Below are 26,366 nucleotides of genomic sequence, written 5' to 3'. Positions count from 1 at the left end.
TTATTTAAAGTACTGGTCAAGGTATGTGTTTAGCTCTTTCCACACTAAACAGACTGCATGACAAAACAACAATGGTTGGATGATAATTTAATTACAAGCTAGCTAGGTTCGAATAACTAAAACATGGTCAAAGCAAGCTTAGCTAAGTTGTATGCATCTACATAGCCAGAGTGTTGACGCCCTTCCCAGTCTATTCCTTTTGCTTCTTGAGCGGCTCGATGGCCTATACGTTTATCTTTAAGACGATTTTGAATACGGTAGAGTGTCGCTAAGTTGATGAACTCTGTGAACGGTGCTTCAATACCTTTTTGCTTACACTCTTCTAGCAGAATGAGGTCATCTCGCCCCCAAGATGCAAAGATTTTGTTGCGACCACCGAAGTTCTTAACCATAGATTTAAGCACTTCTTCTAGTGGGCGTCCTTGCTTTTCAATCTTACGTGGTGTGATGCCCGTTAACTCAGCGCAGAACAGAGACACTTCATCGTGTTCTGGTTTCACGTAGTATTGAGCACGCTTGACTATCTCACCTTTAGACAAATCTATTTCAGCTAACCCCACTTCGATAATTTCACCCGTGCTGCCGACGCCATTTTCGTTCCAGCAACACATTTCTAAATCGAAGCATACAATACGGTTATGGTTCATAGTTTGCCTTGGTTCCTAACATAAAAATTTAAAGCGTGCGATTCTATCGTAACACGGCGTAAAACTCGAATTTGTGCGCCCATTTAATCGCCGATCGACACATTATTACGGCCGTTTTTTTTACTCAAATAGAGTTGACTATCCATTTTGTGATACAAGCTCTCAGGATCTTCTTCTTTATGGATAACCGCACCGATACTCAACGTACAGATGATTGACGCATCACCATAATCAAAAGCCGTACTTGCCACAACACTCCGTAACTTTTCTAGGTAAGCTTCTAGCACTGCTCTATCAATGACTTTAGAAATAATACAAAACTCGTCACCACCAGCTCGGTAAAACTTATCTCCCGGTTTTAAATTAGCACTGACCAGCTTAGTGACATGTTGTAACGCTTCATCTCCACCTAAATGGCCGTGTTTGTCATTAATCACTTTGAAGTGGTCGATATCAAAACCAACCAAGGCGAAGTTAACACCTTTGTTTATCTGATTGAGCAAATGATCGTTGAATGCTCGGCGATTAAGTAGTTGAGTTAGAGGGTCTCGCTCTGCCATTCTTTTTAATTCAACGGTTTTGAGCTCCAACATGACCGCTAAGCGCTCTTTTTCTCGAGACTGTAAATTCACAATCCAACTGATCAAAAAGGCGATTACCAATCCGGCTAGCGTCGTGCCCGCTAAAATAGAACGCTCCCAAGCTGAGACTGCGTCAGAAAGCTTAAAGTCAATACGCCATTCACGGTTAGGCAGTTGAATGGTTCGGCTTATAACGGTTCCTCGAATGTTATCCCAGCTAGCACTTTGAAAGAGAACAGGGTCATCTGCTGCGTCGAATCCCAAATCTTCTACGCGCACCGACATATCGAGCTCCGTCGCGGTTTTCGTAATCAAATCCTCAAAGTAAACCGTACTTCGGATAACACCGGTCACTACTCCCAATAAATATTTGTTCTCGAAGTCGAACACTGGATGGAACACCAGCAACCCAGTCTTAGGTATGGACTTGTCATAACCATCTTGCAGTAAGCGAACTTTATCCGAGACATTCGCTCGCCCATTTTCGGAAATATCATCCAAGATTAAATCGAAGCGTTTACGCGAAAAATAGAAACCCAATAGAGAAAGGTTTTCCGGTGTTCTTGGGTAGATATCCGACGCGATAAAAATTGGCTCATTGTGTTCAAAAATGTACCCGTAGGTTTTGGGACCATCTTTAGGAACGGTAAACGGTTGGAAGTTTGGAAATTTTTGACGGGTCTTTAAAATATGTTCATCAAGATCTTCGAATTCGACCTTTTGCATCCATTGAAGTCCAATAAGACTTCGTGAGCTATTAATCACTTGTTCCGCATACATGGGAAACGATGGCCAATAGCTTCGCTCAATCGAATGGAAAAAGTTTGCGCCCGCACCAATGAACTTTAGATCATTCTCGACGTTTGCTTTAAGTGATTCTGCTTGTCGGTCGGCTAAAGTATCAAACGTCGTCTGTGTATACCGTTGCTGCATTGTATAAGCAGCACCAACTACACCAGCAGTGACACATAAAGTCGCCAAAAAAGCTAAAATAGAGTCTGAATGTCGTTTTATAAAGCTCTTATGAGCGGTGCTTTGTGTCATATCGTAATTTTTGATACTTCCGTAAGTTAAACTTCGGGATCTATTGAAATACTGCGTTAGCAATGCACAAACATCAAGCAACAACCTATATTGGGGAGTCTGATCGTCGATTTTTCACGCTGTTCGTACGGTATAGTCACGAATTATTACAGCCTTAAGCCTTGAATATGCTAACATCCGTCATCATTTTAATGTCTAAACTTGGTGCAAGATCGCAAAGACGATCGTTTTAGTGAACAAATATGAGCCAATACTGAGCACCAATAAATCAATAGAAAGAGAAAAAACGTCATGAACATTGATTTGAACCTAATTCCTCAAACGTTCGATATGCTTCACGCTGGCCTAACCGCATCGAGCGTTTTGCTTCTTCTAGTTGCAGTGTCGCGTAAATCAAAAGTGGTCGAGAAAGTGGTAGAAAAACCAGTCGAGAAAATCGTCGAGGTTGAGAAACCAGTTGAGAAGATCGTTGAAGTAGAAAAAGTAGTGGAAGTAGAGAAAGTCGTCGAAAAAGTGGTGGAAGTTGAATCAAAACTTGCAACAGCGTCAACGGACTCTGCAATGCAGCTGCTTTCTATCATGCAACAAGAAGCTCGTCTGATTGACTTCCTAAAAGAAGACCTAACGTCATTCTCTGATGAAGAAGTAGGCGCAGCCGCTCGCGTAATCCACACTGGCGGTCAGAAAGTACTGAACGACTACGTGACGCTAGCGCACGTTCGTAACGAAGACGAAGAAACTCGCATTACAGTTGAAGAAGGCTTCAACCCACAAGAAATCCGCCTAACTGGCAACGTAACAGGCAGCGCGCCATTCAACGGCACGCTAGTTCACAAAGGTTGGAAAGCAACATCAATGACGTTGCCTAAACTGGCTGAGAACTACGATGCATCTGTGATCGCTCCAGCTGAGGTTGAGCTGTAATGGAACACATGAACCAAGAAAACCATTCTCAAGAAGCGTCTGTTGAAACTCAACAGACGCCTAAATTCAGTGTTGGTATCGACTTAGGTACAACACACTGTGTCATGTCTTTTGTTGATACACACAACGAAGACGCTCGCGTTGAAGTGATGCCTATCCCGCAACTTACTGCGCCGGGCACGGTAGAGACTCGCAGCCAATTAGGCTCTTTCCTTTACCAGCCGCACGAGCACGAAATGAACCCGCAATCACGCGTTCTTCCGTGGTCGAGCGAGCCAAAAGCTCTAGTTGGTGCAATTGCACGTAACCTAGGTTCAAAAACACCGATTCGCCTTGTTGCAAGTGCGAAATCTTGGCTTTGCCACGCTGGTGTAAACCGTCGTGATGCTTTCCTGCCAGCAGGTAGCCCAGAAGAAGTGGAAAAAGTATCCCCTCTTCGTGCGACAGAGCTTTACCTAGAGCACCTAAAAGATGCTTGGAATCACACGAACCCAAATCACAACCTTGCCGATCAAGACGTAACTATTACAGTTCCTGCTTCTTTTGATCCTGCTGCTCGCGATCTAACTGCAGAAGCAGCACGTAACGTTGGCTTTGTGCACCTAACGCTTCTAGAAGAGCCACAAGCTGCGCTTTACAACTGGATCGATAACAGCAACGACAAATGGCGCGACGAAGTTGAAGTTGGCGACATCGTGCTTGTGGTCGATATCGGTGGTGGTACAACCGACCTTTCTTTGGTTGAAGTAACTGAAGACGACGGCAACCTAACTCTGAACCGCATCGCGGTAGGTGAACACATCCTACTTGGCGGTGACAACATGGACCTTGCACTTGCGTACCGCTTGAAGATGAAGCTAGCGCAAGAAGGCAAAGAGCTACAGCCATGGCAAGTTCAGGCAATGACACACGCATGTCGCGACGCAAAAGAAGCGCTATTGAACGACAGCGAACTTCAGTCAGTGCCAATCGTAGTACCAAGCCGTGGTTCTAAACTGCTTGGCGCAACGCTGAAAACAGAACTGACTCAAGAAGAAGTACAACAAACACTGGTTGACGGCTTCTTCCCTCAAGTTGCGATTACTGATCACCCTGTTCAACGTAACCGTGGTGCACTAACGCAAATGGGTCTGCCTTACGCACAAGATGCAGGCATTACTCGTCACATTGCTGCATTCTTGTCTAAGCAAGCTAATGCCCTTTCTGCTTCAGGAAATGGCGCAGAAGCAGCAGCTCAAGATTTCAATCCATTCGCTAACATGCCTGGTATGCCAGGTGCGGATGCAACCCAATCAGCTGACTTCATCAAGCCAACCGCAATCCTATTCAACGGTGGTGTTCTGAAATCGAAACTTCTAGCGACTCGTCTAGAAGACACGATCAACGAATGGCTAATTGAAGCAGATGCTGAAATGGCAAAACGCCTAACAGGTGTGGATCTAGACCTTGCGGTTGCTAGTGGTGCGGCTTACTACGGCTCTGTACGTCGTGGTCAAGGTGTTCGTATCCGTGGTGGTATTGCTTCGGCGTACTACGTGGGTATAGAAAGTGCGATGCCAGCGATTCCGGGCATGGCGCCTCCAATGGAAGCATTGTGTGTAGCACCATTTGGTATGGAAGAAGGCTCAAGCGTTGACGTACCAAGCCAAGAGTTTGGTTTGATCATCGGTCAACCGGTTAACTTCCAATTCTTCGGCTCCACCGTTCGTCGTGATGACCTAGCAGGTACTCACCTAGACTACTGGGCACCAGAAGAGCTTGAAGAGCTTCCAGAAATCCAAGTAACGCTGCCAGTATCTGAAGGTCGTCGTGAAGGTGAAGTGGTTCCGGTAACTCTAGCCTCTCGCGCCACAGAACTTGGTACGCTTTACTTAGAAGCCATTGCCGCTGATAACGGTCAAAAATGGCATGTTGAGTTCGATGTGCGCGAAGACGCGAAAAACTCAAACGAAGAAGAATAAATAGAAATCAAACGGCATCCAATCGGGTGCCGTTTTTAAATACACGAAGGTTTGTATGGCATCTCCTCGTTTTCTTGTTGGTATTGACCTTGGCACCACAAACACTGTGGTGGCGTATTGTGAAATTACCGACAACCTTGAACAATCCGAAGTATCCCTATTTGACATCGACCAACTGATTGGTCCGGGTGAAGTGGTTCGTAAACCATTGCTGCCCTCTTTCCGCTATCACCCTGCGGTTGGTCAAATCTCCCCTTCTGACCTAACACTCCCTTGGGAAAACGAACCTGTCTCTGGCGACATTAGTAATGTGATCGTGGGTGAATGGGCTCGTGAATTAGGCGCTAAGGTGGAAGGACGTCAGGTATCCAGTGCTAAAAGCTGGCTATCGCACCAAGCAGTGGATCGTAGTTCAGACATTCTTCCTTGGGCTGGTGCGCAAGACGTAGATAAAGTATCCCCCGTCATTGCTAGCGCAAGCTACCTCAACCACATTCGTCAAGCATGGAACTACCGTCATCCTAGCAACAAGCTAGAAGACCAAGATGTGGTTGTGACCGTTCCAGCGTCGTTCGATGAAACCGCTCGTAAACTCACGCTTGAAGCCGCTGAGTTGGCAGGTTTGAAAAAAATCGTCCTGCTCGAAGAACCACAAGCCGTATGTTACGACTGGTACGCACGCCACCAGCAAACCGCAGCTGATGAGCTCAAAGAGTTGCCACTGATCCTAGTGTGCGATGTCGGCGGTGGTACCACCGACTTAAGCTTGATTGAAGCCAGTTTCTCTTCTCAAGATGAACTAGCCCTTGATCGTATTGGTGTTGGCGAGCACTTGATGCTTGGTGGTGATAACCTCGACTTAGCATTAGCACACCTTGCAGAGAGCCGCTTCAACCAAAGTAAGAAGCTCACTGCAGCAAGCCTAACTAAGCTGATTCAGCAAACTCGCAAGGCGAAAGAAAACCTGCTTTCAGCAAGTGCACCTGAAGAAGTAAAAATCACCATGCTAGGCAGCGGCTCGAAACTTCTTGGCGGAACAAAAAGTATTGGGTTGAGCAAACAAGAAGTGCACCAAATCGCTTTAGATGGCTTCTTCCCGCTTTCTGATTTCAGTGAAGTACCAGACAAGCGCCGCAGCGCCGTCGTCGAGTTTGGTCTTCCATACGTTGCTGACCCAGCGGTGAGCAAACACGTTGCCGAGTTCTTAACTCAGCACCAACAAGTTGCTCGTGCCGCTCTCGGCATTGAAGACGACAAACAAAATGCAATTCCGGTAGGTTTGCTACTTAACGGTGGTGTGTTCAATAGTGAACTTGTGACTGAGCGTGTCACTACCCTACTGTCCGATTGGCGCGGCGCTCCTGTTACGGTATTAGACAACCCACATCCAGATTGGTCTGTTGCACTAGGTGCTGTTGCGTTTGGTAAAGCACGTCGTGGTGCACAGCTAAAAATTGGTGGTGGTGCAGCGCGTTCTTACTTCTTGCATCTTCAAGAAAAGAACAAGATGGGCAAAGCGCTTTGTTTACTTGCAAAAGGTACAGAAGAAGGACACGAGATCCGCTTAAGTGGTCGTCGCTTCTCGCTTACCCTAGGTGAACCCGTTCGCTTTAACCTGCTGACTTCTACCCACGACACCTTAACCAATAACACCGCTATTCAAAACGGTGTGATGGTTGACGTTGATCCGGACTTGTTTGCTCCTCTTCCGCCTTATATCACCACCCTTGAAGGTGAAGGCGCCGAGCTACAAGCCAACCAGAAAGAGCGTGTAGAAGTGCAACTGGCGTGTCAGTTGACTGAAGTCGGCACACTTAAGATGGAATGTGTCAGCGCAGAAGACGATAGCAAACGTTGGGAGCTAGAATTCGAAGTTCGTAATAAGCAAACCGATGACAGCGAGCAAGTTAAGCTTCACCCTAAACTGAACGAATGTAAGGAGCTGATCGCTCGCCTTTACAGCGGTAATAAGAAAAGCGCGGAAAGTAAAGAGATCAAAACCTTAGCCAAAGATCTTGAGAAGAAACTGGGCAAACGTGATGAATGGGATTTCACTACCCTACGTCAACTGTTCGATACCTTTGCACAAGGTCGTAAGCGTCGCCGTCGTTCTGAACAACACGAGAAAAACTGGCTTCGTTTGGCAGGTTTTGCACTGCGTCCGGGCTTTGGCGATCCAACCGACTCATGGCGCATTGAGCAAGTTTGGGGTCTCTACCAGCAAAACATTCAGTTTAAGAACCATCAAGGTTGGACTGACTGGTGGGTATTCTGGCGTCGCATTGCCGGTGGTTTAAGCCAAGAGCAGCAAGAAACTATCTTGGCGGACATCGCGAAATACCTACACCCTGGCGCGATGAAAAACCCACAATCCGCCAAAGCAGCGCAAGACATGGGTTACGAATCAATGGTGCGCTTGTCTGCCTCTCTAGAGCATCTAGAAGTCGAAGACAAAGTTCTATTGGCTACGTGGTTCTTGAGCAAAGCCATCAACCATAACCAGTTCGAACAAGCACACTGGTGGGCAATGGGTCGCTTGGCATCACGTACGCCTTTATATGGCAGTCAGCATAACGTCGTTCCTCGTGAACAAGCGGAACAGTGGTTGCCTAAGCTGTTAGAGCAGAACTGGCAGAAAGAGCCAATGATCGCTTTCGCAGCCGTAATGATTTGTCGTAAGACGGGCGACCGACTATTCGATATCTCAGACGACTACCGTGAGCAGGTACTGGCTAAGTTGAAGCAAAGCAAGGTGCCTGAATCTTGGGTATCACTGGTTGAAGAAGTCAAAGAGCTATCTGACAGCGAATCGAAACGTATCTTCGGTGATGCACTCCCAAGCGGTCTGACGCTGGTAAATAACTAAGCTCCCATGCTCATAAACGCAACAAAGCCCTTCTCGTGAAGGGCTTTGTTTTATATGATTCTAATAGCTGACGAAAGACGACTCGTTAGTTCATTTCCGTATTGATTACCACATCACGCGTTTCATTATCCATATCACTGATGCCGACAACTGAGATTTCACGGTCAGATAAATTCTCAATCATGCTGTCTTCCAACCCACCGTCCGTCATCCACGCATAGAATTTTTCCGCAATACGATCCGAACCTTCTCCGACAAACGTTAATGTGACCTTCTTCATTTGTGACACTCCATCAATTTACGATTCAGCCACTTAAGCGTAGTATGTTTCGCAAATATCGACATAAACTAGGACTAACTTCTTTTATGAGTATCGAAAAATTTGACGCGATTTATCAGCGCGCTGCCGAGCGTAAAGGTGGTGAAGATCAACTTGAAGCGCTTTTATCTCATCCACTAAGCAAAGAAGATCTGGCAGCGATTCCCGACGACCGTTGGCTAGCCGCTTTTTCAATGAAGGTATTCCAAAGTGGGATTTCGTGGAGCGTGGTTCGCAACAAGTGGCCGAACTTCGAAGAGGTGTTCTTCGGATTTAAGATTGAGCCGCTGTTGATGCTGTCAGACGAGCAATGGGAAACCAAAGCAACAGATAAACGCATTATTCGCCATCTCACTAAAGTCATGTCGATTCCTGCTAATGCTCGTATGATCCACGAAGCAAAAATCGAATACGGTTCGTTTGGCAAAATGGTTGCCGATTGGCCGCAAGAGAAAATCACCGACCTATGGGCGTATTTGAAGAAACGCGGCAATCGCCTAGGCGGAAATACTGGCCCTTACACACTGCGTCAAATGGGCGTTGATACCTTCATCTTGTCTAGCGACGTTGAAGCTTACCTGCGTAATTGCAAGATCATTGAAGGTGGCAAAGATACGAAAAAATCGCTCGATGCAACCAACAAAGCGTTTGTTCAATGGCAGCAAGAAAGTGGCAGAAGCCTGTCTGAAATCAGCCAAATCATTGCGTTCAGCACCGGCGATAATCGCATTTAACAGACACTGAACCCAAAACAATAACGGCGCACTGATCATTGGATTTAGTGCGCCGTTTTTATGTTCATTGGTTCAAGTACACACTTACTTTGAAGCCAGTGATTCCCACTCAGTCAGTAGCTGCATAATACGATGAGAATCGTCCCATGTTGCACAAGGGTTTTCTAACGAGGTACGCCCTGCTTCAACCGCTTGGCGAATATTGCGCACTTGATAGAAGAAAGCGTCCCCAGCGGCCGGAACAGAAACTTCACGCTTCGACGTCTCGTAAATTTCCACACTAAACTGGTTGTCTTGCGCTGGTAGCCATGGGTTTGAATCTAACGTAATACAGCCTTTGCTACCCAGAATGGTGAATTGGTGTTTCAATCCATGATCTTCGGCAGTGTGCACGCTCGCCGTTTGTTGCTCACCGAATTGCATAATCAAACTCGATTCACAGATATTCCCATCGTTACCTTGTCGACCAATCGCCGTCATAGCGCGGTTTCCAAAGGCTTGTTCACCCAACATGGTTTTCACCACCAAATGCACCAATGACATTGGGTAACAACCTAAATTATACAAAGCACCTTTACTGTCTGGATTCACAAACTGTGCAATCGACGCAATATAAGAAGTATGAATCGAGCGAAGTTCACCAATCTCTCCTGATTTAATCACCGAAACCAACTCGCTGATCAATGGGTGATGCAAGTACATCAAACCTTCAGCAAAGAATACCTTGTGCGTTTCGACTGCTTTTAGTGCCAACTCGGTTTTTTCCATATCTACCGACAGTGACTTTTCACACAGGATCGCTTTTCCCTGCTCTGCCGCTTTAACGATAAAGTCATGATGAAGGTGATTTGGCAATGCTATGTAAATAATGTCGACTTGCTCATCGGCAATCAACGCATCGTAATCGTTGAACGTATTCTCGATGCCATATTGCTCAGCGAATGTCTTTAAGTTCTGCTCCGAACGCCCAGCAACCGCGTACAGTTCACTCTTGTCATCGCCTTGGATTGCCTCAGCCATGACACCTGAGATAAAGCTTGTGCCTAAAATACCCCATTTCATGTTTGCCTCTCCTATTGAGCTTGGGTTTCGAATGCTTGAACTAACTCTGCCATTTCAGCCGCAATAAACGCTTGTGTATGCGGCATAGCAAAATGCGCTTCAATCGCGGCGCGGTTTTCATATCGCTCCCAAAGAATCACACGTTGTGGATCTTTAGAATCGTAGGTCGCATTCGCTTGCAAGCACCCCGCTTCGCTTTGCATATCAAGGCAAAATTGTTCAATGGCTTCAACTACTTGTTGTCTTGGCTTATCGGCATTCATTTTCAGTTCGGCGGTAACAAAAATCGTATCATTCATGATGGATCTCTTTCTCCATTCTTAATCATACGCCCACTGTAATTAACCTCGTTTGATTGATAAACTCTGCTTTAGTTATTTCTTTATCAACTCTGGGTGTGCAATGGATAAATTAACAAGCATGAAAGTTTTCGCTTACGTGGTCGAACACGGCAGCTTTCGTAATGCTGCACACCACTTTGATCTTTCACCGACTATGGTTGGCAAGCACGTGAGCTTTCTTGAGCACAGCTTAGGTACACAGCTGATTCATCGCACCACGCGTAAACAGTCCCTGACCGAAGCTGGCAGACTCTACTACCAAGAGTGCCACCGCATTATTGAAGACATCACCAACGCAGAGAACCTGATCCAGACGCTGATTAACCGTCCAACCGGAACAGTGAAAGTTAATTGCCCTGTCACGTATGGCAAAAAGGTGATCGCGCCCATCGTGGCTGACTTCTTAGCAGAATTTCCCGAACTGAACGTCGAGCTGATGTTGGATAACAGTTTGATTGACCCATACCGAAGTGAAGCTGACGTGATTATTCGAATCGGTGAATTGGTCGATTCGTCGTTAGTCGCGAGAAAATTGGGTGAATACCACATGACTTATTGCGCCTCACCCTCTTACCTTGAGCAACATGCCCCTATCCAATCGCTTGATGACCTTGAACATCATCATTGTTTGGGGTTTCAGTATCACCAAGGAGAAAGCCAACAAGTGGTGAACATGCCATCTAATACCTTTGGAAACAGCAACACCCGATTAACGTCTAATAATGGCGATGTACTTAAGTTTGCCGCGTTAAAAGGCTCTGGTGTTCTTCTGCAACCAAAGATCTTAGTTGAACAGGAAATCCAATCTGGTGCCTTGGTAGAAATTCTGCAGCAACATGCTCCCAAGCCAAAACCGATCCACCTGCTTTACCGTTCAAAACAGCTTTCCCTTAAAAACCGTACCTTGGTCGATTTTATTCTTTCTCATGTGAATCCATAACGTCACCCCATAAAGCGGCGACAATTTAACCATTTAATTAACTTTTATTGTCGATATGACAAATATTATTACTTGTTAATTGTCTTTATTTTTCATGTTGTTAGTCAGAGACACCCATTAACTAGGCATAATTTATTGATTCACACCAATTGCATTGCTCTGACAAAGTGACTAGGATTGCCGCCTTTCCTGAGTGAACTATCAAAAAAAATATCGAGAAATTTAATCTAATTTCTCTTCCTGTTCGTGTGCAATCACAACATTTACACTCATTTCAAATTGCATAAGCACATTCCTTTGCTTATGAAAACGACATTGATTTCTCAACGCTTTTAGTCACGTATGTGGCTTTTTGGCTTGAGAGAGATTTTTATTCAAGGTAGGTCACAAGGACGCTACCCCTTGACTGCATTTACTGGAGGATAAGATGCCTAAAGGTCTAATGCTGACTGACTTAGCCATCGCTGGCTTACTATTAATTTTGGCAAAAGTCATTCGCGTTCACGCGCCATTATTACAGCGTATGTACATTCCATCGGCGGTTCTCGCAGGATTATTCGGTCTAATTTTTGGACCAGCCCTGTTAGACGTACTGCCTTGGACCGATACGTTTACCGCTAACGCAAGCCTATTAACTGCTGCACTTTTTTCTGCGTTAGGTCTGGCAACGGATGTTCCATCACCTAAAACCGTCGCACAGCGTGCTGGCTCATTGTGGGCGTTTAACCAAATCGCTTCTGTTTCTCAGTGGTTGTTTGCAGCAATGTTTGGTCTAGTTCTCACAACCTTCTTCTGGCCAGAGATTAATCCTGGCTTTGGTGTGACAATGTCTGCGGGCTTTATGGGCGGACATGGCTCTGCATCTGTTGTTGGTGAAATCTTCACGGGACTTGGCTGGGAAGATGGCTTCACACTTGGCTTAACGTTCGCAACCGTGGGTATTTTCATTTCAATTTCTGTCGGCATGCTCATGCTGCAATTCGCATTGAAGATGGGTTGGATTCGTAGCTTTACGACCTTCGACAGCATGGACGAACACGAACGCAAAGGCCTTGTTAAGCCTGTTGATCAAGAACCGGTAATGAAAGACACCATGTCTTCCCTGTCAGTCGATTCTTTCGCGATTCACGCGGCGTTGGTTGTAGTGGTAACGGCTTTCTCGTATGTAGCGGCTAACTACTTATCTTCTTTCCACGATAAGGTACAAATTCCTACGTTCGTAACCGGCTTCCTTGGCGGCATGCTTGTGCGAATCATCGCGAAACAAACGAAAGCTTCACGCTATCTTTGTGACGGTGCATTCAAACACGCTGCGGGCATCAGTACCGATTATTTGATTATCTTTGGTATCTCAGCCATCAAGATTACCGTCTTAGCCCAATATTTAATGCCGATGGTAGTGCTTGCAATCGGCGGTATCGCCTTCACACTATGGCTAATCTTCTGGGTTGCCCCACGTATCATGGGAGATGATTGGTTCGAGAAAGGCATTTTCTCTTGGGGTTGGTTAACCGGTACGGTTGCCATGGGTATTGCGTTGCTTCGTATTGTTGATCCAAAAATGCGTAGCAAGGTGCTTGATGATTACGCCATCGCTTATGTCCCTGGCTCAATCACTGACATCTTCATCATCTCTTTGATGCCAATCGCAATGTATAACGGCATGCACTGGCAAGCGCTTGGTGTAGGATTAGGTTACATCGCAATTGTCTTATTTATTTGGCGATTCATTTTTAAACGTAACAGCAGTGCTCTGACACACGAATCTTAGTCGCTTTACTCGGGAGGATTTTATCCTCTCGAGTTCATTCCTTGGTTTTATCAAAATCACTCCTCATCCCGAAAATAAGCAACTTGTTTTATATTTTAGATTTGCAATCCCGATCTCTTATTATCATTCTTTTTTAATACTTGACCTGAAAGTTTCTATATCAGAATAGCCGCCTATTCGTTTCTAAAACATGGAGAAAGGCTGTGCGTCGCTCTCAAGGATTTACTCTTATTGAACTCATTGTGTGCATCATCATTCTTGGTATTGTAAGCGTCGTTGCATTTCCTAAATTTCTTGGCTTACAAAAAGATGCCAGAGTGGCGGTTCTATATGGAGCCAGAGAAGCACTCATGACCGCCAACAACTTTGTCTACACCAAAGCAGTGATTCAATCTCAAGAGACAGTAGATGGCGGCATACAATATAACATTGATCTAGATAATGACGGCCATAACGACCTAATTGGTTACTTTGGATTTATCAAAAATGTTCTTCCAGCAAAAGAGCTAGCAGGCTTTGATCCGCAACTCACTATTAACACTTGGTATGGGGTAGATAGCCCAGACGAGCCCTACTTCCTTATTGGTTTTGCAAACAAGCCTGTTGGTCCAGAACATATGTGTTATGTCGAAGTTTACTACCCAGAAACTCCTGGTGGCCAAGTGAAATACAAAATACAAACTGACGATTGCTAATTCCCATATAGAGTGGCAGTAACACTTTTACTTTTGGTGTCTTCATCGTTATTGCAAGGTAATGGCTCCAAAACCACCATTAACAACTATTTCACATAATGTCGTCGCACAGTTAGCTCATAGAGATAAAACCAGTAATTTGCGCCGACACATGGCTATAATTGAAACAATCTATCGTTTTTAAACCCGCCTATAACTTGTGCTTGTAAACTCATCATTTCGCTCAATAATAGTTCTATAACAAATTCAATAATTTAAAGCGGGAGGCGTAATGAGAATATTCTGGCAGCTACGTTGGTATTTCCAACAAAAGTGGAGGCACTATGTCGGATCCATTCTGCTTTTCGCTGTGATATCAGCACTACAGCTTGTTCCGCCCAAAGCAGTTGGCATCATAGTTGATGGCGTCGTAGACAACACTTTAGATACAAATACGCTGATTCTATGGCTCTCAGGGTTAACTGTACTGATCTTTACTATTTATGGGTGTCGCATCTTATGGCGAATTTGGCTTTTCGGCGCAAGCTGGGAGCTCGGGACCATTCTACGTAACCGTCTATATAGGCATTTATCGACACAGCCACCTCGTTTTTTTGAACGTTACAAGACGGGGGATCTGATGGCTCGTGGCACTAATGATGTGCGTAATATCGTTATGACAGCCGGCGAAGGGGTTTTAACCGCCGCAGACTCTTTGATCACTGGTATTGCGGTTTTAATCATTATGGTAACGCAAGTAAGCTGGAAGCTCACCGTAATGGCGCTTCTTCCAATGCCATTTCTTGCCATCATCATCTTCTTTATTGTGCGTATCCTACATCAACGCTTTCGTGTCGCTCAGGAAGCCTTTTCTACCATGTCAGACATGACACAAGAGTCACTTAATGGCGTGCGAATGCTACGTGCTTTCGGATTAGAAAACCAAGAGCAGCAACGTTTTGAAGAGGTTGTGGATGATACTGGCGAAAAGAACATCGCTGTCGCAAGAGTCGATGCTAGATTTGACCCGGCAATTCAGTTAACCATCGGTCTTTCTTTCCTTCTTAGTGTCGCTGCTGGTGCTTACCTTGTTGATAAAGGTGAGATCACGCTTGGTGATCTGACCGCATTTACGATGTATTTAGGGTTGATGATATGGCCGATGCTGGCATTCGCATTCCTATTTAACATTTTAGAAAGAGGCTCTGCCGCATGGAACCGACTACAAGAGATCTTTGATGAAAAGCCAGAAATTATCAGTGGTAATAAGCCAATAGAAAATAAACCACTTCCGTTAAAAATTGATATCGACGATTTCCACTGGTCTAGTGATTTACCGCCCGCTTTGACGGAAGTAAACATCGAACTTGAACCCGGAAAAATGTTGGGAGTTGCAGGGCCTGTAGGAAGCGGAAAATCGACCCTGTTAACACTACTTTTGCGTCAACATGATTTAGAAAACGGCTCAATTAAATTCGGTGATGTCGAGATCAAGGATGCCCTACTTCCACAGTGGCGCAACCGTTTTGCTGTCGTTAACCAAAGTCCGTTTCTATTCTCCAAATCTATCTTCGACAATATTGCCTTAGGCAACCCTAATGCAGAGAAAGAAGAAGTCTATAGAGCAGCAAAGTTAGCCTGCATACATGACGATATTGAGAAGTTTCCTGAAGGCTACCAAACAGAAGTCGGCGAAAAAGGCATTACACTCTCCGGCGGGCAAAAACAACGTATTGCGATAGCACGCGCTATGCTGCTGAATGCCCAAGTGTTGGTTTTGGACGATGCACTTTCCGCTGTTGATGGACGGACCGAACATCAAATCCTTAAGAATTTGGAAACACACTACCGTGATCAAGCCCTAATCGTTATTGCGCACCGCCTCACCGCATTGGAAGCAGCAGACGAGATCATTGTCTTGAATCACGGCCACATTACTGAACGTGGGCAACATAGCGCTTTATTAGCGCATCAGGGATGGTACGCCGAAATGTTCGAGTACCAAAAACTAGAACAGGCGATGGAGGAATAATGAATGAACCAGACCAGCACGTTTAAACGGTTAATGTCTTACCCATTATCTCAACCAAAGCCAATGATTAAAGGACTCGCCTTGCTGTTTATTGCAGCGTTAGCTAGCGCCGGCGGCCCTTGGTTGATTCAATATTTCATTGATGAGCACATCGCTAAAGGTGACTATTCACAAAATGTTCTGATTTCGCTAGCAGTAGGTTATATCGCTCTTCAGATCGTATCGGCAACATTCCAGTATTTTCAGTCATTGCAATTTAGCATTGTCGCGGCTAACACGATCAAAGCGATTCGTAAGCAAGTATTTTCTGGCGTGATTAAGCAGCCGTTATCTGCGTTTGATTACACTCCTGCTGGAAAATTGGTGTCGCGAATCACCAACGATACGGAATCTTTACAGCAATTTTATGAGCTTTTGATCGCGACCGTGGTGAAAAACGTGGTCATGATTGTCGTAATGCTTGGCGTTATGTTTTTCATGAGTTGGAAGCTCACACTCGTTGTGCTTGCATTGCTGCCGATCGTCATCGGCTTTATGTACTTGTTTAAGCAACTAAGTACAGAAAGCTACCGAAAGATGCGTGACCTATTGACCGATATAAATGCGAATCTAAGTGAATCCATTCAAGGGATGAGTGTCATTCAATTAATGCAACAAGAAGAGCGTTTTAATAAACAGTTCAACGAGCTAACCGCAGAGCATCTGGTGGCATCTAAACGAGTGATTCGGCTAAACGGCTATCTGCTAAGACCATTAATGGACTTGCTCGCTGGTCTTGCGTTGCTTTGCTTGGTTGCGATCTTTGGTTTTAATGGTATTGAGTTGATTGGTGTGGGGGTACTGTATGCATTTATCAGTTATCTTGCGCGAGTTACTGAACCACTAATTGAGATGACTCAGCAACTTGCTCTACTTCAGCAAGCGTTAGTATCAAGCGAACGTGTTTTTGAATTGATTGATGCGAAAGAACAAACTTACGGGGGCGATCATCAACCATTAAGGTCAGGTGCTATCGAACTTAAAGACCTCACATTTAGCTACGATGGTAAACAGGACGTCCTAAAAGACATTTCGTTGAAGGCCAACCACCAAGACTTTATCGCGCTTGTCGGGCATACAGGAAGCGGTAAAAGCACCTTAGCGTCACTGTTAATGGGCTTTTATCCAACGCAATGTGGTGAACTGCTCATAGATGGTCGTCCACTTCAGACATTAGGGAAAGACGTACTTCGCAAAGATGTGGCAATGGTTCAACAAGATCCACATATTCTCCCTGCTTCAGTCAGAGAAAACATCTCTCTCAGTCGGGCGGTTGATGACAATCAAATATGGGATGCGTTAGACAAGGTAGGTTTGGCAGAACAAATTCATCGTTACCCTAACGGGCTAGACACGCAGTTAGGTCAAGGCGAAACTAATTTATCTGCGGGTCAGAAACAGCTTTTGGCGTTAGCACGTGTGCTTGTGGTAAAACCTAAGATATTGATATTAGATGAAGCAACCGCAAATATTGACTCAGGAACAGAGGCTTTAATCCAAAAGAGCTTGGCGGTACTCAGACAAGACATGACGCTCGTTGTTATTGCTCATCGGCTTTCAACTATCCTAGATGCAGACCAAATCATTGTTCTTCATCATGGGGAGTTAGTCGAGAAAGGCACACACAAAGCACTCTTAACGCAAAATGGTCGTTATACTCAAATGTATCAGTTACAGCAAGCAAACCGACATCTACAACAGATTGAAGAAGACACCAAGCAACTCGAAGAAGCGGTGTGATTTTATGCCCGTGCCTTCTTTTTATTTAGTTGGCATGGGCATAATTGGTGTAACTTCAAAATTTAGCCTTGTTAGCTTCCAATTTCTACATAATGTGAACTAATTTTCTATTTCTTACCTATTATTGACATAACCCCTCGCTATATCGCGCAAGGTCGTTGTAAAATCGTACGGTACTTAAGTCTACTGCCTGTGGCATTGGACTGAATTCCGCTTTCTAATTATGCACATTAATCTCATGACACAAGTCCATGGACAAAGATAAGTTTACTAACATCTATCGCTTGCCTGGTTCGATTCAAATTCGTATCGGTAAATGGCAAAAGACGTTCCGCGGCACCTCTGATTTAGTTTTACATCAGGCGCTAATGGAGCGTAATAAGCAATTTAAGAAGCCAGACTTTTTACCTAAAGGCTGGTGTGTCACTCCTATTGATGAAAACGACATTACCATTACGCATCACGGTAAATATATCCAAACCGTTATGCGCACAATGCTGGACAGAAAGGTCTCATACAAGCGACTGTTCCTATCTCGAATGAGTCTCGAAGATGGTGAAAAAGTGCTCCACAATTACAAGCTGGAGTGGGTAAGAAAACATAACCAGATCGCCAAAAAGTACAATCAAATTAAAAAGAAACAATATATGAACTTTGCAAGAGAAGAAGAGGAAACCCTCTACCCTTCGATTCCAAAGGGTGAGTTTGACAAAACATTATGGAACAAACTTGTCGTATCATCGTTTGGTCCGCAGAAAAAGTACAAAAACCCGCACTTTGTCCGTAAAGCCGATTTCTAAATAAACACCCCTAAAGTTAGGGGTGTTTATTTATACGTTAACTCACCAGTCGTAAGTTAAACTTGCAATAACATTTTGTCGGTCGCCATACCAACAAAAGCCATCACATGTCGCTATGTACTTTTTATCCGCGATGTTTTTAGCTGCGACTTGTAGCTTGTAATCGCCGATTCGATAACTGACCGTCGCATCCATTAAGAAATAACTTGGTACTTTTAGTCTCTCTTCGTTGTCTCCGTATGACTCACCTGTATAGCGCGCGCCTAAGCCAACAGCAAAGCCATCAAGAGGTCCATCAAAGAAACGATATTGTGCCCAAGCTGATGATACGGTATTCGCCACTTGGGAAGGTGTTTTGCCAACCCATGCCTTATTGATGTCTTCTTTTATCTCTGCATCAACGTACGCAATGTTCCCGATCAATGTTAAGGATGGTGTCACATTAGCTACAGCTTCAAACTCAACGCCGTTATTTTCTATTTTTCCTATTTGCGTTAATTCACTCAAGTAGATACGAGCCAAGTTTTCTTTTGTTGCCCGATACGTTGCAATATTGAAATAACCATCAAATGAATCCGGTTGGTATTTCATACCGATTTCAAATTGATCACCGCTTTCAGGCTTCGCTGGCTTACCATTGCTGTCTTCTTGAATAATTGGATCAAAGTACTGAGAGTAACTAAAGTATGGCGTGAAACCAGAATCAGAAATATAAGCCGTTCCCACGCTAAACGTCCACTCTCCATTATCGACTTTCGTGCGAGCACCCGTGGTAACATTATGTACTTCATTACTTGTATCGTCGTAACGTGCCCCCAATAACATCGCCCATTTATCGTTGATCAGCATATGATCTTGAAAGTAGACGCCGAGTTGCTGATTATCGATTTTCGTTCTTTGCTTATCGGTTTCGCTCAATGGTTGTAGCGTATTCGGATCGAGTAACATTATGTTATCCGAATAAGTAGGATTAAATACATTAAACCTAGGATCGGGCAAAGCTCCCATTGGTGTGTTTAATAATGCATTACCATTAGCAACGATAGGGTCATTGGCAAAATCTTTACCATCGATACTGATCATTTGAAAATCTATGCCCAACATCAAGTTATGCTCAACACTTCCCCAATTTACTTGGTGCATCAAACGATTATCGATATTAAAAGCATCAGATGACCCATCTTCTGTTGAAGCGCCCCGAAGTATGGTTTTGCGTTCATTTGATGGGTCCAAAGCCTGCCCCAACGCAGGCACGTCAGCCGAGTAAACGTACGAATACATTTGTCTTAGCTTAACATCCATTTCGCTGTAACGAGCTGCTTGAACAAATGAAGTGGTATCATTAAATGCATGAGAAAACTCATAGCCTAAAGACACCTGCTCACGCTCAAACGTCTCCCAGTTAGGATTGCCTATCGCTAAACTATCACTGATCTTTCCATTTTTGTTTGGCGTTAACGTTCCTTCAACTGGCAAAAATTGCAGATAAGGATCTGAGTCGTCTTTTTGATAGCTCGTTAGAAAGGTAATTTCAGACGTCTCATTAAATTTGTACGTCATCGATGGAGAGAGAAGAATGCGCTCTGCTTCTACACCACTAATTCTCGTCCCATTTTTTCTCGCTAACCCTTGAAAGCGAAAAGCTAGCTGCTCACTCACCTCAGAGTTTACGTCAAGAGAAAGTTGTTTACGGTCTTCAGAACCGTACTCCAAAGATACAAGTCCTGACCCCCCATCAAATTGAGGTCTCTTACTGACAACATTGATAACCCCACCTGGAGGGTTTTGCCCATAAAGAACAGACGCTGCACCACGTAAAACTTCAACCCTCTCTAACGCAAACGGATCTATTTGCCAACTATAGAAGCCAGAAGAATATAAACGAGTACCATCTTGATACAACCCGCTGTTCGCCTGTTTAAAACCACGAATAATAAACCAATCTTGCTTGTTATCTTCGCCAAAATAGTTAGTTTGAATGCTTGGTGTGTACTGTAGCGCGTCAGAAATGCTAATAGAGGCACGATCATCCATTTGCTCTCGCGTAACAACAGACACCGCTCTTGGAGTCTCATTGATGGCAATATCAGTTTTCGTCGCTGCCCGACTCTTCGCTCCAAGATAACGAAAATCAGGACCAACTGCACTGTCTTGCTGCTGTCCAATCACAACTATATTTTCATCTTCCTGAGCCAAGACATTTGGCGTTGATAAAGCTAATACAACCGCCATCGAAGTTGGTGTCAGCATAAACTGCCGAGTCATATTCTTCTCCTTTTTGTCGGCAGCCAAACCAACCCTTCATGACTTCAGCGACCGCTGAAAGAAAAGCGAGTTACGGCATCGCCAGTTGTTTCCGTAAAAGACAAACCAGAGGTTTTGCATAAAGCACTCGCATAGGTTACGAATGCCACTACGAGTGCTTATTTGTATAAGTACTTTCTTGGTTGAGGCTTAACTCATCTCTATAAACGGCGTAAACCCCACATTAAATACAAACCGCCAATGAGAGACGCCATAAGTCCTGTTGGTATTTCTTGCGGGTAAAGGACCTGTCGTCCCAACCAATCAGCCAACAACATCACCCCTGCCCCCAGTATCGCGGCGCATAACATGTGTTGTGACGCTTTGTTAAAACCAAATAAGCGAGCTAAATGCGGAGCCAACAACCCAACAAAGCTAATCGGGCCAACAACCAATGTCGCACTGACCGTGAGACAAGCAACTAAAAGAAGCAGTATTGCGCGTGAACGATCAACTCGAATTCCAAGTGCTTTAGAGGAAGCGGCACCGACAGGAAGAATATCTAGCCATCTTACGCAGAGAAAACTCAACCCTATAAAGACAAGCGCAGATAAAGACAATGGGAGTAACGTTTCAACCGAGACATAGTAGGTAGACCCAGACAACCAAGCCAATGCTTGATAACTTCTTGGGTCACCAGTGGCTAGAATAAAGCTCTGTATTGCATTCATCAGTGCGGTTATTGCAATACCAGTCAACAAAATACGCTCCGGCTGAAAGCCTGACTTACGGTTTAGCAGCACAATGACTAATACCGTCGCTAATGCGCCTACGAGCCCGCCTAGAGAAAGAGTGAAAATTGACGAACCAAACCCAGTAAACATCGCGATGATCAATCCCATCGCTGTCCCTGAACTGATACCGATCACTTCAGGACTTGCCATTGGATTTCCACTTAGGCGTTGAATCATGGTTCCAGCAATCGCTAACATTGCCCCCGCAATTGCTGCTGCAAATAATCTAGGTGCGCGCCATTCCAAAAAAATCCAATTTTGGCTAGCAAATAAGTTTGTCCACCCTTCATTTTGCACAGCAACCGTGGCAAAAAGAACAACAGAAATTAACGTGCCGATCAACGCCAATGAGATCGCTTTAGGGTTTAGCTTGTAAACATGTTGACGGTGTCGAGTTAACACTGTTTGAGTATGGCTCTGCGTCTTTTGTGATAAACGAGGTAACAGCCATAACAGTAACGGAGCGCCCAGTGCAGCGGTTGCTGCTCCCGTTGGTATAAAACTCGCCATTAGCCCTGGCAGTTGCTGAATAACCAAATCGGTTAAAGTCAATAACATGGCACCAATCAGCATTGATACCCAAAGCTTATGCTGGATTTTATTGATACCTATCAATCGAGTAATCGCTGGCGCCGCTAACCCGATGAAACCGATGATTCCTACGGCAGAAACCACCCAAGAAGTGATTAACACCGCAAGCCCAAGACAGACAAAACGCAACTTAGCTAACGAGACACCTAAACTCTTGGCACCTTGCTCGGAGAGTTCCAACAGACTTAACGGCTTTGCAATCACAAATGCGATAACCGTAGCAAGTGCGATTCGAGGTGCAAGATACGAGAAATCTCCCCATCCACTCTGAACAAGCGAACCGGCTCCCCATATCATTAACCCATTCAGCTTTTCGGTATTCATCATCAGAATAACCGTACTTAATGATGCAAAGTACAGGTTTATCACTAACCCAGAAACGACGACAACCGTTGGAGATAACGCTCGTCGCCATGACAACAGCATCACCAACCCCATCGATATCACACCGCCGATGAGAGCAACCAAATTAGGCGCGATATCCAACATCCAAGGTGCGAATAGCGTAGCTAACATCAAAGAAAAACTTGAACCACTCGCCACACCAAGTGTCGTGGGTGAAGCGAGAGGGTTACGCAGCACTTGCTGCATCAATACCCCAGCAACCGCTAATCCAGCACCAGATATAATCGTGGTGAAGACGCGAGGCCACCAGCTAAAGTGAAGTAAAACAGAATCGATAGATTGAAAGTTAGGCTCCCATAAACTGCTTAGCGCCAACGAAAATGAGCTTACTTGGTACAATTGGAAAGCACCAATAGAAAAGGTAAATGCCGAAAGTAACACCACAAAGCTTAAAGGCATCGTTTTCATTGTGTTAACTCCTCGACCTTACTCACCGTAACTAACTCTGCGAAACGGAGTGCTGAAGGCATAGAACCAAAACTCCAAACGGGCGCGACTTGCATGACCTTTTCACCAGATTGTTGAACAACATATTGCCAAAATGGGTCTTGAGAGAGCTGCTCTGCTCCACCATAAGGTAATGGCTCTACGATAACAATTTGAGCTTTTATACCAGCTAACTTGTCGATGCCAACTAGGCTGAAGCCCCAGCTATTCGTCTTTTCATTCCATGCATTACTCAACCCAATCTTTTCGATAGCCTGAGAGTAAAGACTATTTTGACCAAAAACACGAACGTGCTTTGTATCCATAAACTGAATCATTAAAAGCGGCGGCTGGTCTTTGTTTATGCGCTGTTTTAATAAAGAGAAACGTTCTTCATATTTTTGTATAAGTGCCTCAGCTTCCGCTTCTCTTCCTAGCTCTTCACCAAACCTCCGAGTGAAACTGGTAAGTACCGACCAATCTGTGATCCCGCTTTCATATAAGTCAATCGTGGTAACGGGGGCAATATCGACTAAGCGATGCTTCATTGAGGAGAAGTACGGGGCAATAAAAATACGGTCAGGTCTGAGCTCGTAAATACGCTCTATATTGGGTTGAGTTCTTAACCCTACATCCTTCGTTTGAGGTGGTAACGGTGGCGATTTTACCCAAGCATCGTAATCTTGCCCTTGAGCAACGCCTACAGGTACGACCCCTAAAGCCAACATCGTTTCAGTTTGTGTCCAATCAACCGACATCACCCGAGGTGACGCCTCAGCTACTGCTTGAAAGGAACCGACCAAAAGCGCACTAAGTGAGAGAGCGAAAGAGAAATGTTTAAGTCGAGTGTTTGTACTGCTCATTATTCCAACCTTTAGCTTGGCATCGCCACCGGATAACCCGCAGGGTGGTCAGAGATCTTCATCTCTATCCCATATATGTCCCTCAACTTAGGTTCAGTAAACACCTGTTCAACATTGCCTTGTGCAATCAAATCACCTTGATGTAATGCAACGATGTAGTCGCAAAATCGTGCAGCCAAGTTGATGTCGTGTAATACAATAATAACGCCCAAGCCCAGTTCTTGACTGAGTTTAGAGATAAGCTTCAACATATCTACTTGATGGCTGATATCTAGCGCAGACAAAGGCTCATCAAGAAGCAAATACTCGGTTTTTTGGGCTAACAGCATAGCTAGCCACACACGTTGACGCTCTCCTCCAGATAACGTGTCCACTAAGCGATCTGCGTATTTTAGTGTGCCTGTCATCGCCATTGCTTCTTCAACAATGTCGTGATCTTTCTTACTCAAACGTCCAAGTAAACCATGCCATGGATAACGACCAAAACCGACTAAATCTCGACCTAAAATACTGTCGGTCACCGGAAGATGCTGAGGCAAGTAGGCAATGTGTTGGGCGAATTTTTTCGCTGAGAGATCGTTAATGCTCGTTCCATGCAGAACCACGTCACCAGCTGTGTATTGCTGTTGCTGTGCCAGCAACTTTAACAATGTGGATTTTCCTGAACCATTGTGTCCAACAAGAGCGTATGTTTTTCCGGGTTCAAATGTCACATCAAACGCTTTTAGCAATGACTTGCCTTCAATCTCAAACTGGAGTGCTTTAGCTTCCAACATCCCTACTTCACCTAATAGCCATTTACGAATAACAGTTATTCAAAGCTCTCATTCGTTGATCACGTTTGCCGTTCTTATTCAACAGAACGATTAATAAGGGAGGTTTTATATAACAACAAAGATACAAATGCAAACCGTTGTCATTATCATTACATCAACAAGATCATTGAGAGAATTGCTAAGTGTTAGTGATAATTTGCTCGGCTGAACTTCATTAGTAAATTATAGGCAGGTCAACGAGAGCAGCGGTCTCCCACTGCTCTCGCATAAATTTGAACGAATACTGCAGCGTATGAAGAAATGAAAAATGCCGCAGTGAATACATTAATGACGAGCGTCAGCGCCAAACTCTACTTCTTTATAGATATCGGCCAGCGACTTTTTACCTTGTTTGTCTTTGGCTGAACGCTTTTTCTTAGTTTGATAATGGTATTCTTGCTCCTGAAGTGCTTGTTCGTGCTCTTTTGCTGACTCAACAAACTCAGGATTTGCAAGTGCTTGTTGGCGTAAGCGGTTTACTCTTTCAAGGGTTTCCCACAACATACTTCACCTCCAAACTTATTACTGTATATAAAAACAGTATTGTTTAAATATTCCTCCTCGTCAACATTTCAACTCCTTTACTGATCTTCACATCAGCCCCAAGCCTGTATAGTGCTCGGGATATTTGTGGATGATTTGCTTTATATAACCTTGATGCTCTCGCAGAGCATTAACACATTCTCGAGATAACCATCCCTGATATACCCATTTTTCAAGCTCTAACAATGCGTATGGGATGGACCACGCTTGTCTATACGGATGGTGCGTTGTCATAAAATCAAAGGCATTCGCGACAGCCGTAATTTGCGCGGCGATTGGTATATCGTCACTGGTTAAACGATACGGATAACCAGTACCATTTAAGTTTTCGTACTGATAAGTAACCATCTGCAAAAACAAAGTCACACTCGGGTGAACCGGATTTCCGATACGGGCAACTATGTCATCCGCTGAATCGATACAACGCTCAATATGTTGAATCAATATCGCCTCTTGTTCTTGAGAGTAATTTGTTCGGCGGCTAGCAATTTCAACTGGCAGCTGACTATCACCGAGCGCATGGAACTGAGCAAAAATACCAATATCTTCGACCATTTCGTCATTCAGGTGATAACGATCCGCTAACTGCGTTGCGATGATTTGACTGTAGTACTTCATGCGTTTGGTATGCGCGTAATACTCCGGTGAGTAGCCTGGCATCATACATTGCATTCGGTTCGCTAGCGTTTCTATTGCGTTGACTACTTGAGTTTCTGATTCAACCGCAAATCGAATCATTTCGAAATAAGGTTTAAGACCATTCAGCGCTTCTAAACTAAACGCATCACGTTGAGTGGAGTTCAAAAATACAAAACCAGTAAAAGCTTTATTGTCATAACAAGGAATAGCAGCCGACGACTGATATCCGTGTTTGAGTAAAATTTGAACCCGAGGACAGTGATTAATATCATGAAGGTCTTCGACGATACGAGGAACCGCGTTTTTAGAGGCAATATTGAGGTGGTGGAGTTTACGGAATGCTGATTCGTGATGGGCTAAACACCAAGTGTCGAACTCACTTTCTGCAAATGATTTGAGCACATCTTGGTCTGGGTGATATTTTGCAAATGACACCCTATCAATACATGGCAAGTGCGCCTGCATCCTGCCTTTTAGCGTTTGCAGTTGCTCGTTAAGCGGTTTTGCAAACGGGTAAAAACTCCGGTGCGCCATGCTTCACCTCCACACCAAAGCAGAGAAACAAGAAAAG

Annotated in this window: 21 protein-coding genes; 10 read left to right on the top strand and 11 right to left on the bottom strand. The window is 44.6% G+C overall.

Annotated features, from left to right (window positions below):
* Positions 1-116 precede the first annotated feature (116 nt).
* Entirely contained in the window at positions 117-647 is a 531-nt protein-coding gene (locus tag L3V37_RS15160) for a 3'-5' exonuclease (RefSeq protein ID WP_005377684.1), read from the bottom strand.
* A gap of 83 nt (positions 648-730) precedes the next feature.
* The gene (locus L3V37_RS15155; RefSeq protein WP_005377686.1) at positions 731-2,272 is read right to left on the bottom strand and encodes a sensor domain-containing diguanylate cyclase; all 1,542 of its coding nucleotides are present in this window, start codon (positions 2,270-2,272) and stop codon (positions 731-733) included.
* 291 nt (positions 2,273-2,563) lie between these two features.
* On the opposite strand from L3V37_RS15155, the gene L3V37_RS15150 reads away from it, so the two are divergent.
* Genes L3V37_RS15150 through L3V37_RS15140 form a run of 3 tightly spaced genes read left to right on the top strand, consistent with a single transcriptional unit; the run spans position 2,564 to position 8,023 of the window.
* Positions 2,564-3,196: a DUF2760 domain-containing protein gene (locus L3V37_RS15150; protein ID WP_005389474.1), complete on the top strand. Its 633-nt coding sequence runs from the start codon at positions 2,564-2,566 to the stop codon at positions 3,194-3,196.
* A complete protein-coding gene (locus tag L3V37_RS15145; protein ID WP_237306538.1) occupies positions 3,196-5,157 on the top strand; it encodes an Hsp70 family protein in 1,962 nt (653 codons plus the stop codon). Before L3V37_RS15150 ends, L3V37_RS15145 begins: the two co-directional genes overlap by 1 nt.
* A gap of 55 nt (positions 5,158-5,212) precedes the next feature.
* Entirely contained in the window at positions 5,213-8,023 is a 2,811-nt protein-coding gene (locus L3V37_RS15140) for an Hsp70 family protein (RefSeq protein WP_237306537.1), read from the top strand.
* Positions 8,024-8,108: 85 nt separating this feature from the next.
* Here the strand turns inward: L3V37_RS15140 and L3V37_RS15135 are convergent, their stop codons facing one another.
* Entirely contained in the window at positions 8,109-8,303 is a 195-nt protein-coding gene (locus L3V37_RS15135) for a hypothetical protein (protein ID WP_005377692.1), read from the bottom strand.
* An 86-nt stretch (positions 8,304-8,389) separates the two neighbouring features.
* Between L3V37_RS15135 and L3V37_RS15130 the strand changes: the two genes are divergently transcribed.
* Entirely contained in the window at positions 8,390-9,076 is a 687-nt protein-coding gene (locus L3V37_RS15130; protein ID WP_237306536.1) for a DNA-3-methyladenine glycosylase I, read from the top strand.
* 84 nt (positions 9,077-9,160) lie between these two features.
* On the opposite strand, the gene L3V37_RS15125 is transcribed toward L3V37_RS15130, so the two are convergent.
* Together L3V37_RS15125 and L3V37_RS15120 are read right to left on the bottom strand one after the other, a co-directional pair.
* Positions 9,161-10,138 (bottom strand): Gfo/Idh/MocA family protein, encoded by a 978-nt coding sequence (locus tag L3V37_RS15125; protein WP_237306535.1) that lies wholly within the window; start codon positions 10,136-10,138, stop codon positions 9,161-9,163.
* Between the two features lie 11 nt (positions 10,139-10,149).
* Positions 10,150-10,437 carry a putative quinol monooxygenase gene (locus L3V37_RS15120; protein WP_115385959.1) on the bottom strand — a complete coding sequence of 96 codons (288 nt, stop codon included), beginning with the start codon at positions 10,435-10,437 and terminating at the stop codon, positions 10,150-10,152.
* Positions 10,438-10,540: 103 nt separating this feature from the next.
* Here L3V37_RS15120 and L3V37_RS15115 point away from each other — a divergent pair, with 103 nt between their 5' ends.
* The 6 genes from L3V37_RS15115 (at position 10,541) to L3V37_RS15090 (ending at position 18,475) form a co-directional block, all read left to right on the top strand.
* Positions 10,541-11,419, top strand: coding sequence for a LysR family transcriptional regulator (locus L3V37_RS15115; protein WP_237306534.1), 879 nt, complete (start codon positions 10,541-10,543; stop codon positions 11,417-11,419).
* A gap of 427 nt (positions 11,420-11,846) precedes the next feature.
* Positions 11,847-13,190 carry a sodium/glutamate symporter gene (locus L3V37_RS15110; RefSeq protein WP_237306533.1) on the top strand — a complete coding sequence of 448 codons (1,344 nt, stop codon included), beginning with the start codon at positions 11,847-11,849 and terminating at the stop codon, positions 13,188-13,190.
* A 203-nt stretch (positions 13,191-13,393) separates the two neighbouring features.
* Positions 13,394-13,885 (top strand): type II secretion system protein, encoded by a 492-nt coding sequence (locus tag L3V37_RS15105; protein ID WP_237306532.1) that lies wholly within the window; start codon positions 13,394-13,396, stop codon positions 13,883-13,885.
* A gap of 271 nt (positions 13,886-14,156) precedes the next feature.
* A complete protein-coding gene (locus tag L3V37_RS15100) occupies positions 14,157-15,896 on the top strand; it encodes an ABC transporter transmembrane domain-containing protein (protein WP_065274505.1) in 1,740 nt (579 codons plus the stop codon).
* Positions 15,897-15,899: 3 nt separating this feature from the next.
* On the top strand, positions 15,900-17,675 hold the full coding sequence (locus L3V37_RS15095; protein WP_237306531.1) for an ABC transporter transmembrane domain-containing protein: 1,776 nt from the start codon (positions 15,900-15,902) through the stop codon (positions 17,673-17,675).
* A 251-nt stretch (positions 17,676-17,926) separates the two neighbouring features.
* Positions 17,927-18,475: a hypothetical protein gene (locus L3V37_RS15090; RefSeq protein WP_005377712.1), complete on the top strand. Its 549-nt coding sequence runs from the start codon at positions 17,927-17,929 to the stop codon at positions 18,473-18,475.
* Positions 18,476-18,517: 42 nt separating this feature from the next.
* Here L3V37_RS15090 and L3V37_RS15085 read toward each other — a convergent pair whose 3' ends face one another.
* The 6 genes from L3V37_RS15085 to L3V37_RS15060 all read right to left on the bottom strand — a co-directional run bounded on the left by L3V37_RS15085 (position 18,518) and on the right by L3V37_RS15060 (position 26,329).
* Positions 18,518-20,740 carry a TonB-dependent siderophore receptor gene (locus L3V37_RS15085; RefSeq protein WP_237306530.1) on the bottom strand — a complete coding sequence of 741 codons (2,223 nt, stop codon included), beginning with the start codon at positions 20,738-20,740 and terminating at the stop codon, positions 18,518-18,520.
* 200 nt (positions 20,741-20,940) lie between these two features.
* On the bottom strand, positions 20,941-22,917 hold the full coding sequence (fhuB, locus tag L3V37_RS15080; protein WP_237306529.1) for a Fe(3+)-hydroxamate ABC transporter permease FhuB: 1,977 nt from the start codon (positions 22,915-22,917) through the stop codon (positions 20,941-20,943).
* Complete coding sequence (locus tag L3V37_RS15075) at positions 22,914-23,798, bottom strand: ABC transporter substrate-binding protein (protein ID WP_237306528.1); 885 nt, start codon at positions 23,796-23,798, stop codon at positions 22,914-22,916. The genes fhuB and L3V37_RS15075 overlap by 4 nt, the downstream gene beginning before the upstream one ends.
* Positions 23,799-23,809: 11 nt before the next feature.
* The gene (locus L3V37_RS15070) at positions 23,810-24,574 is read right to left on the bottom strand and encodes an ABC transporter ATP-binding protein (protein WP_237306527.1); all 765 of its coding nucleotides are present in this window, start codon (positions 24,572-24,574) and stop codon (positions 23,810-23,812) included.
* 324 nt (positions 24,575-24,898) lie between these two features.
* Positions 24,899-25,117 (bottom strand): hypothetical protein, encoded by a 219-nt coding sequence (locus L3V37_RS15065; protein ID WP_005377723.1) that lies wholly within the window; start codon positions 25,115-25,117, stop codon positions 24,899-24,901.
* 87 nt (positions 25,118-25,204) lie between these two features.
* Positions 25,205-26,329 carry an HD-GYP domain-containing protein gene (locus L3V37_RS15060; RefSeq protein ID WP_237306526.1) on the bottom strand — a complete coding sequence of 375 codons (1,125 nt, stop codon included), beginning with the start codon at positions 26,327-26,329 and terminating at the stop codon, positions 25,205-25,207.
* Between the last annotated feature and the right edge of the window lie 37 nt (positions 26,330-26,366).

The organism is Vibrio sp. D54 (assembly GCF_021728075.1).
Lineage (GTDB): Bacteria > Pseudomonadota > Gammaproteobacteria > Enterobacterales > Vibrionaceae > Vibrio > Vibrio alginolyticus.
The sequence above is the reverse complement of the archived record's forward strand: the minus strand, read 5'-3'. Positions and strand labels throughout refer to the sequence as shown.

What these genes read in the sequence shown, in the direction of transcription:
- L3V37_RS15160 (WP_005377684.1), bottom strand. Translation starts at nt 647, where the DNA reads ATGAACCATAACCGTATTGTATGCTTCGATTTAGAAATGTGTTGCTGG.
- L3V37_RS15155 (WP_005377686.1), bottom strand. Translation starts at nt 2,272, where the DNA reads ATGACACAAAGCACCGCTCATAAGAGCTTTATAAAACGACATTCAGAC.
- L3V37_RS15150 (WP_005389474.1), top strand. Translation starts at nt 2,564, where the DNA reads ATGAACATTGATTTGAACCTAATTCCTCAAACGTTCGATATGCTTCAC.
- L3V37_RS15145 (WP_237306538.1), top strand. Translation starts at nt 3,196, where the DNA reads ATGGAACACATGAACCAAGAAAACCATTCTCAAGAAGCGTCTGTTGAA.
- L3V37_RS15140 (WP_237306537.1), top strand. Translation starts at nt 5,213, where the DNA reads ATGGCATCTCCTCGTTTTCTTGTTGGTATTGACCTTGGCACCACAAAC.
- L3V37_RS15135 (WP_005377692.1), bottom strand. Translation starts at nt 8,303, where the DNA reads ATGAAGAAGGTCACATTAACGTTTGTCGGAGAAGGTTCGGATCGTATT.
- L3V37_RS15130 (WP_237306536.1), top strand. Translation starts at nt 8,390, where the DNA reads ATGAGTATCGAAAAATTTGACGCGATTTATCAGCGCGCTGCCGAGCGT.
- L3V37_RS15125 (WP_237306535.1), bottom strand. Translation starts at nt 10,138, where the DNA reads ATGAAATGGGGTATTTTAGGCACAAGCTTTATCTCAGGTGTCATGGCT.
- L3V37_RS15120 (WP_115385959.1), bottom strand. Translation starts at nt 10,437, where the DNA reads ATGAATGATACGATTTTTGTTACCGCCGAACTGAAAATGAATGCCGAT.
- L3V37_RS15115 (WP_237306534.1), top strand. Translation starts at nt 10,541, where the DNA reads ATGGATAAATTAACAAGCATGAAAGTTTTCGCTTACGTGGTCGAACAC.
- L3V37_RS15110 (WP_237306533.1), top strand. Translation starts at nt 11,847, where the DNA reads ATGCCTAAAGGTCTAATGCTGACTGACTTAGCCATCGCTGGCTTACTA.
- L3V37_RS15100 (WP_065274505.1), top strand. Translation starts at nt 14,157, where the DNA reads ATGAGAATATTCTGGCAGCTACGTTGGTATTTCCAACAAAAGTGGAGG.
- L3V37_RS15095 (WP_237306531.1), top strand. Translation starts at nt 15,900, where the DNA reads ATGAACCAGACCAGCACGTTTAAACGGTTAATGTCTTACCCATTATCT.
- L3V37_RS15090 (WP_005377712.1), top strand. Translation starts at nt 17,927, where the DNA reads ATGGACAAAGATAAGTTTACTAACATCTATCGCTTGCCTGGTTCGATT.
- L3V37_RS15085 (WP_237306530.1), bottom strand. Translation starts at nt 20,740, where the DNA reads ATGACTCGGCAGTTTATGCTGACACCAACTTCGATGGCGGTTGTATTA.
- fhuB (WP_237306529.1), bottom strand. Translation starts at nt 22,917, where the DNA reads ATGAAAACGATGCCTTTAAGCTTTGTGGTGTTACTTTCGGCATTTACC.
- L3V37_RS15075 (WP_237306528.1), bottom strand. Translation starts at nt 23,798, where the DNA reads ATGAGCAGTACAAACACTCGACTTAAACATTTCTCTTTCGCTCTCTCA.
- L3V37_RS15070 (WP_237306527.1), bottom strand. Translation starts at nt 24,574, where the DNA reads ATGTTGGAAGCTAAAGCACTCCAGTTTGAGATTGAAGGCAAGTCATTG.
- L3V37_RS15065 (WP_005377723.1), bottom strand. Translation starts at nt 25,117, where the DNA reads ATGTTGTGGGAAACCCTTGAAAGAGTAAACCGCTTACGCCAACAAGCA.
- L3V37_RS15060 (WP_237306526.1), bottom strand. Translation starts at nt 26,329, where the DNA reads ATGGCGCACCGGAGTTTTTACCCGTTTGCAAAACCGCTTAACGAGCAA.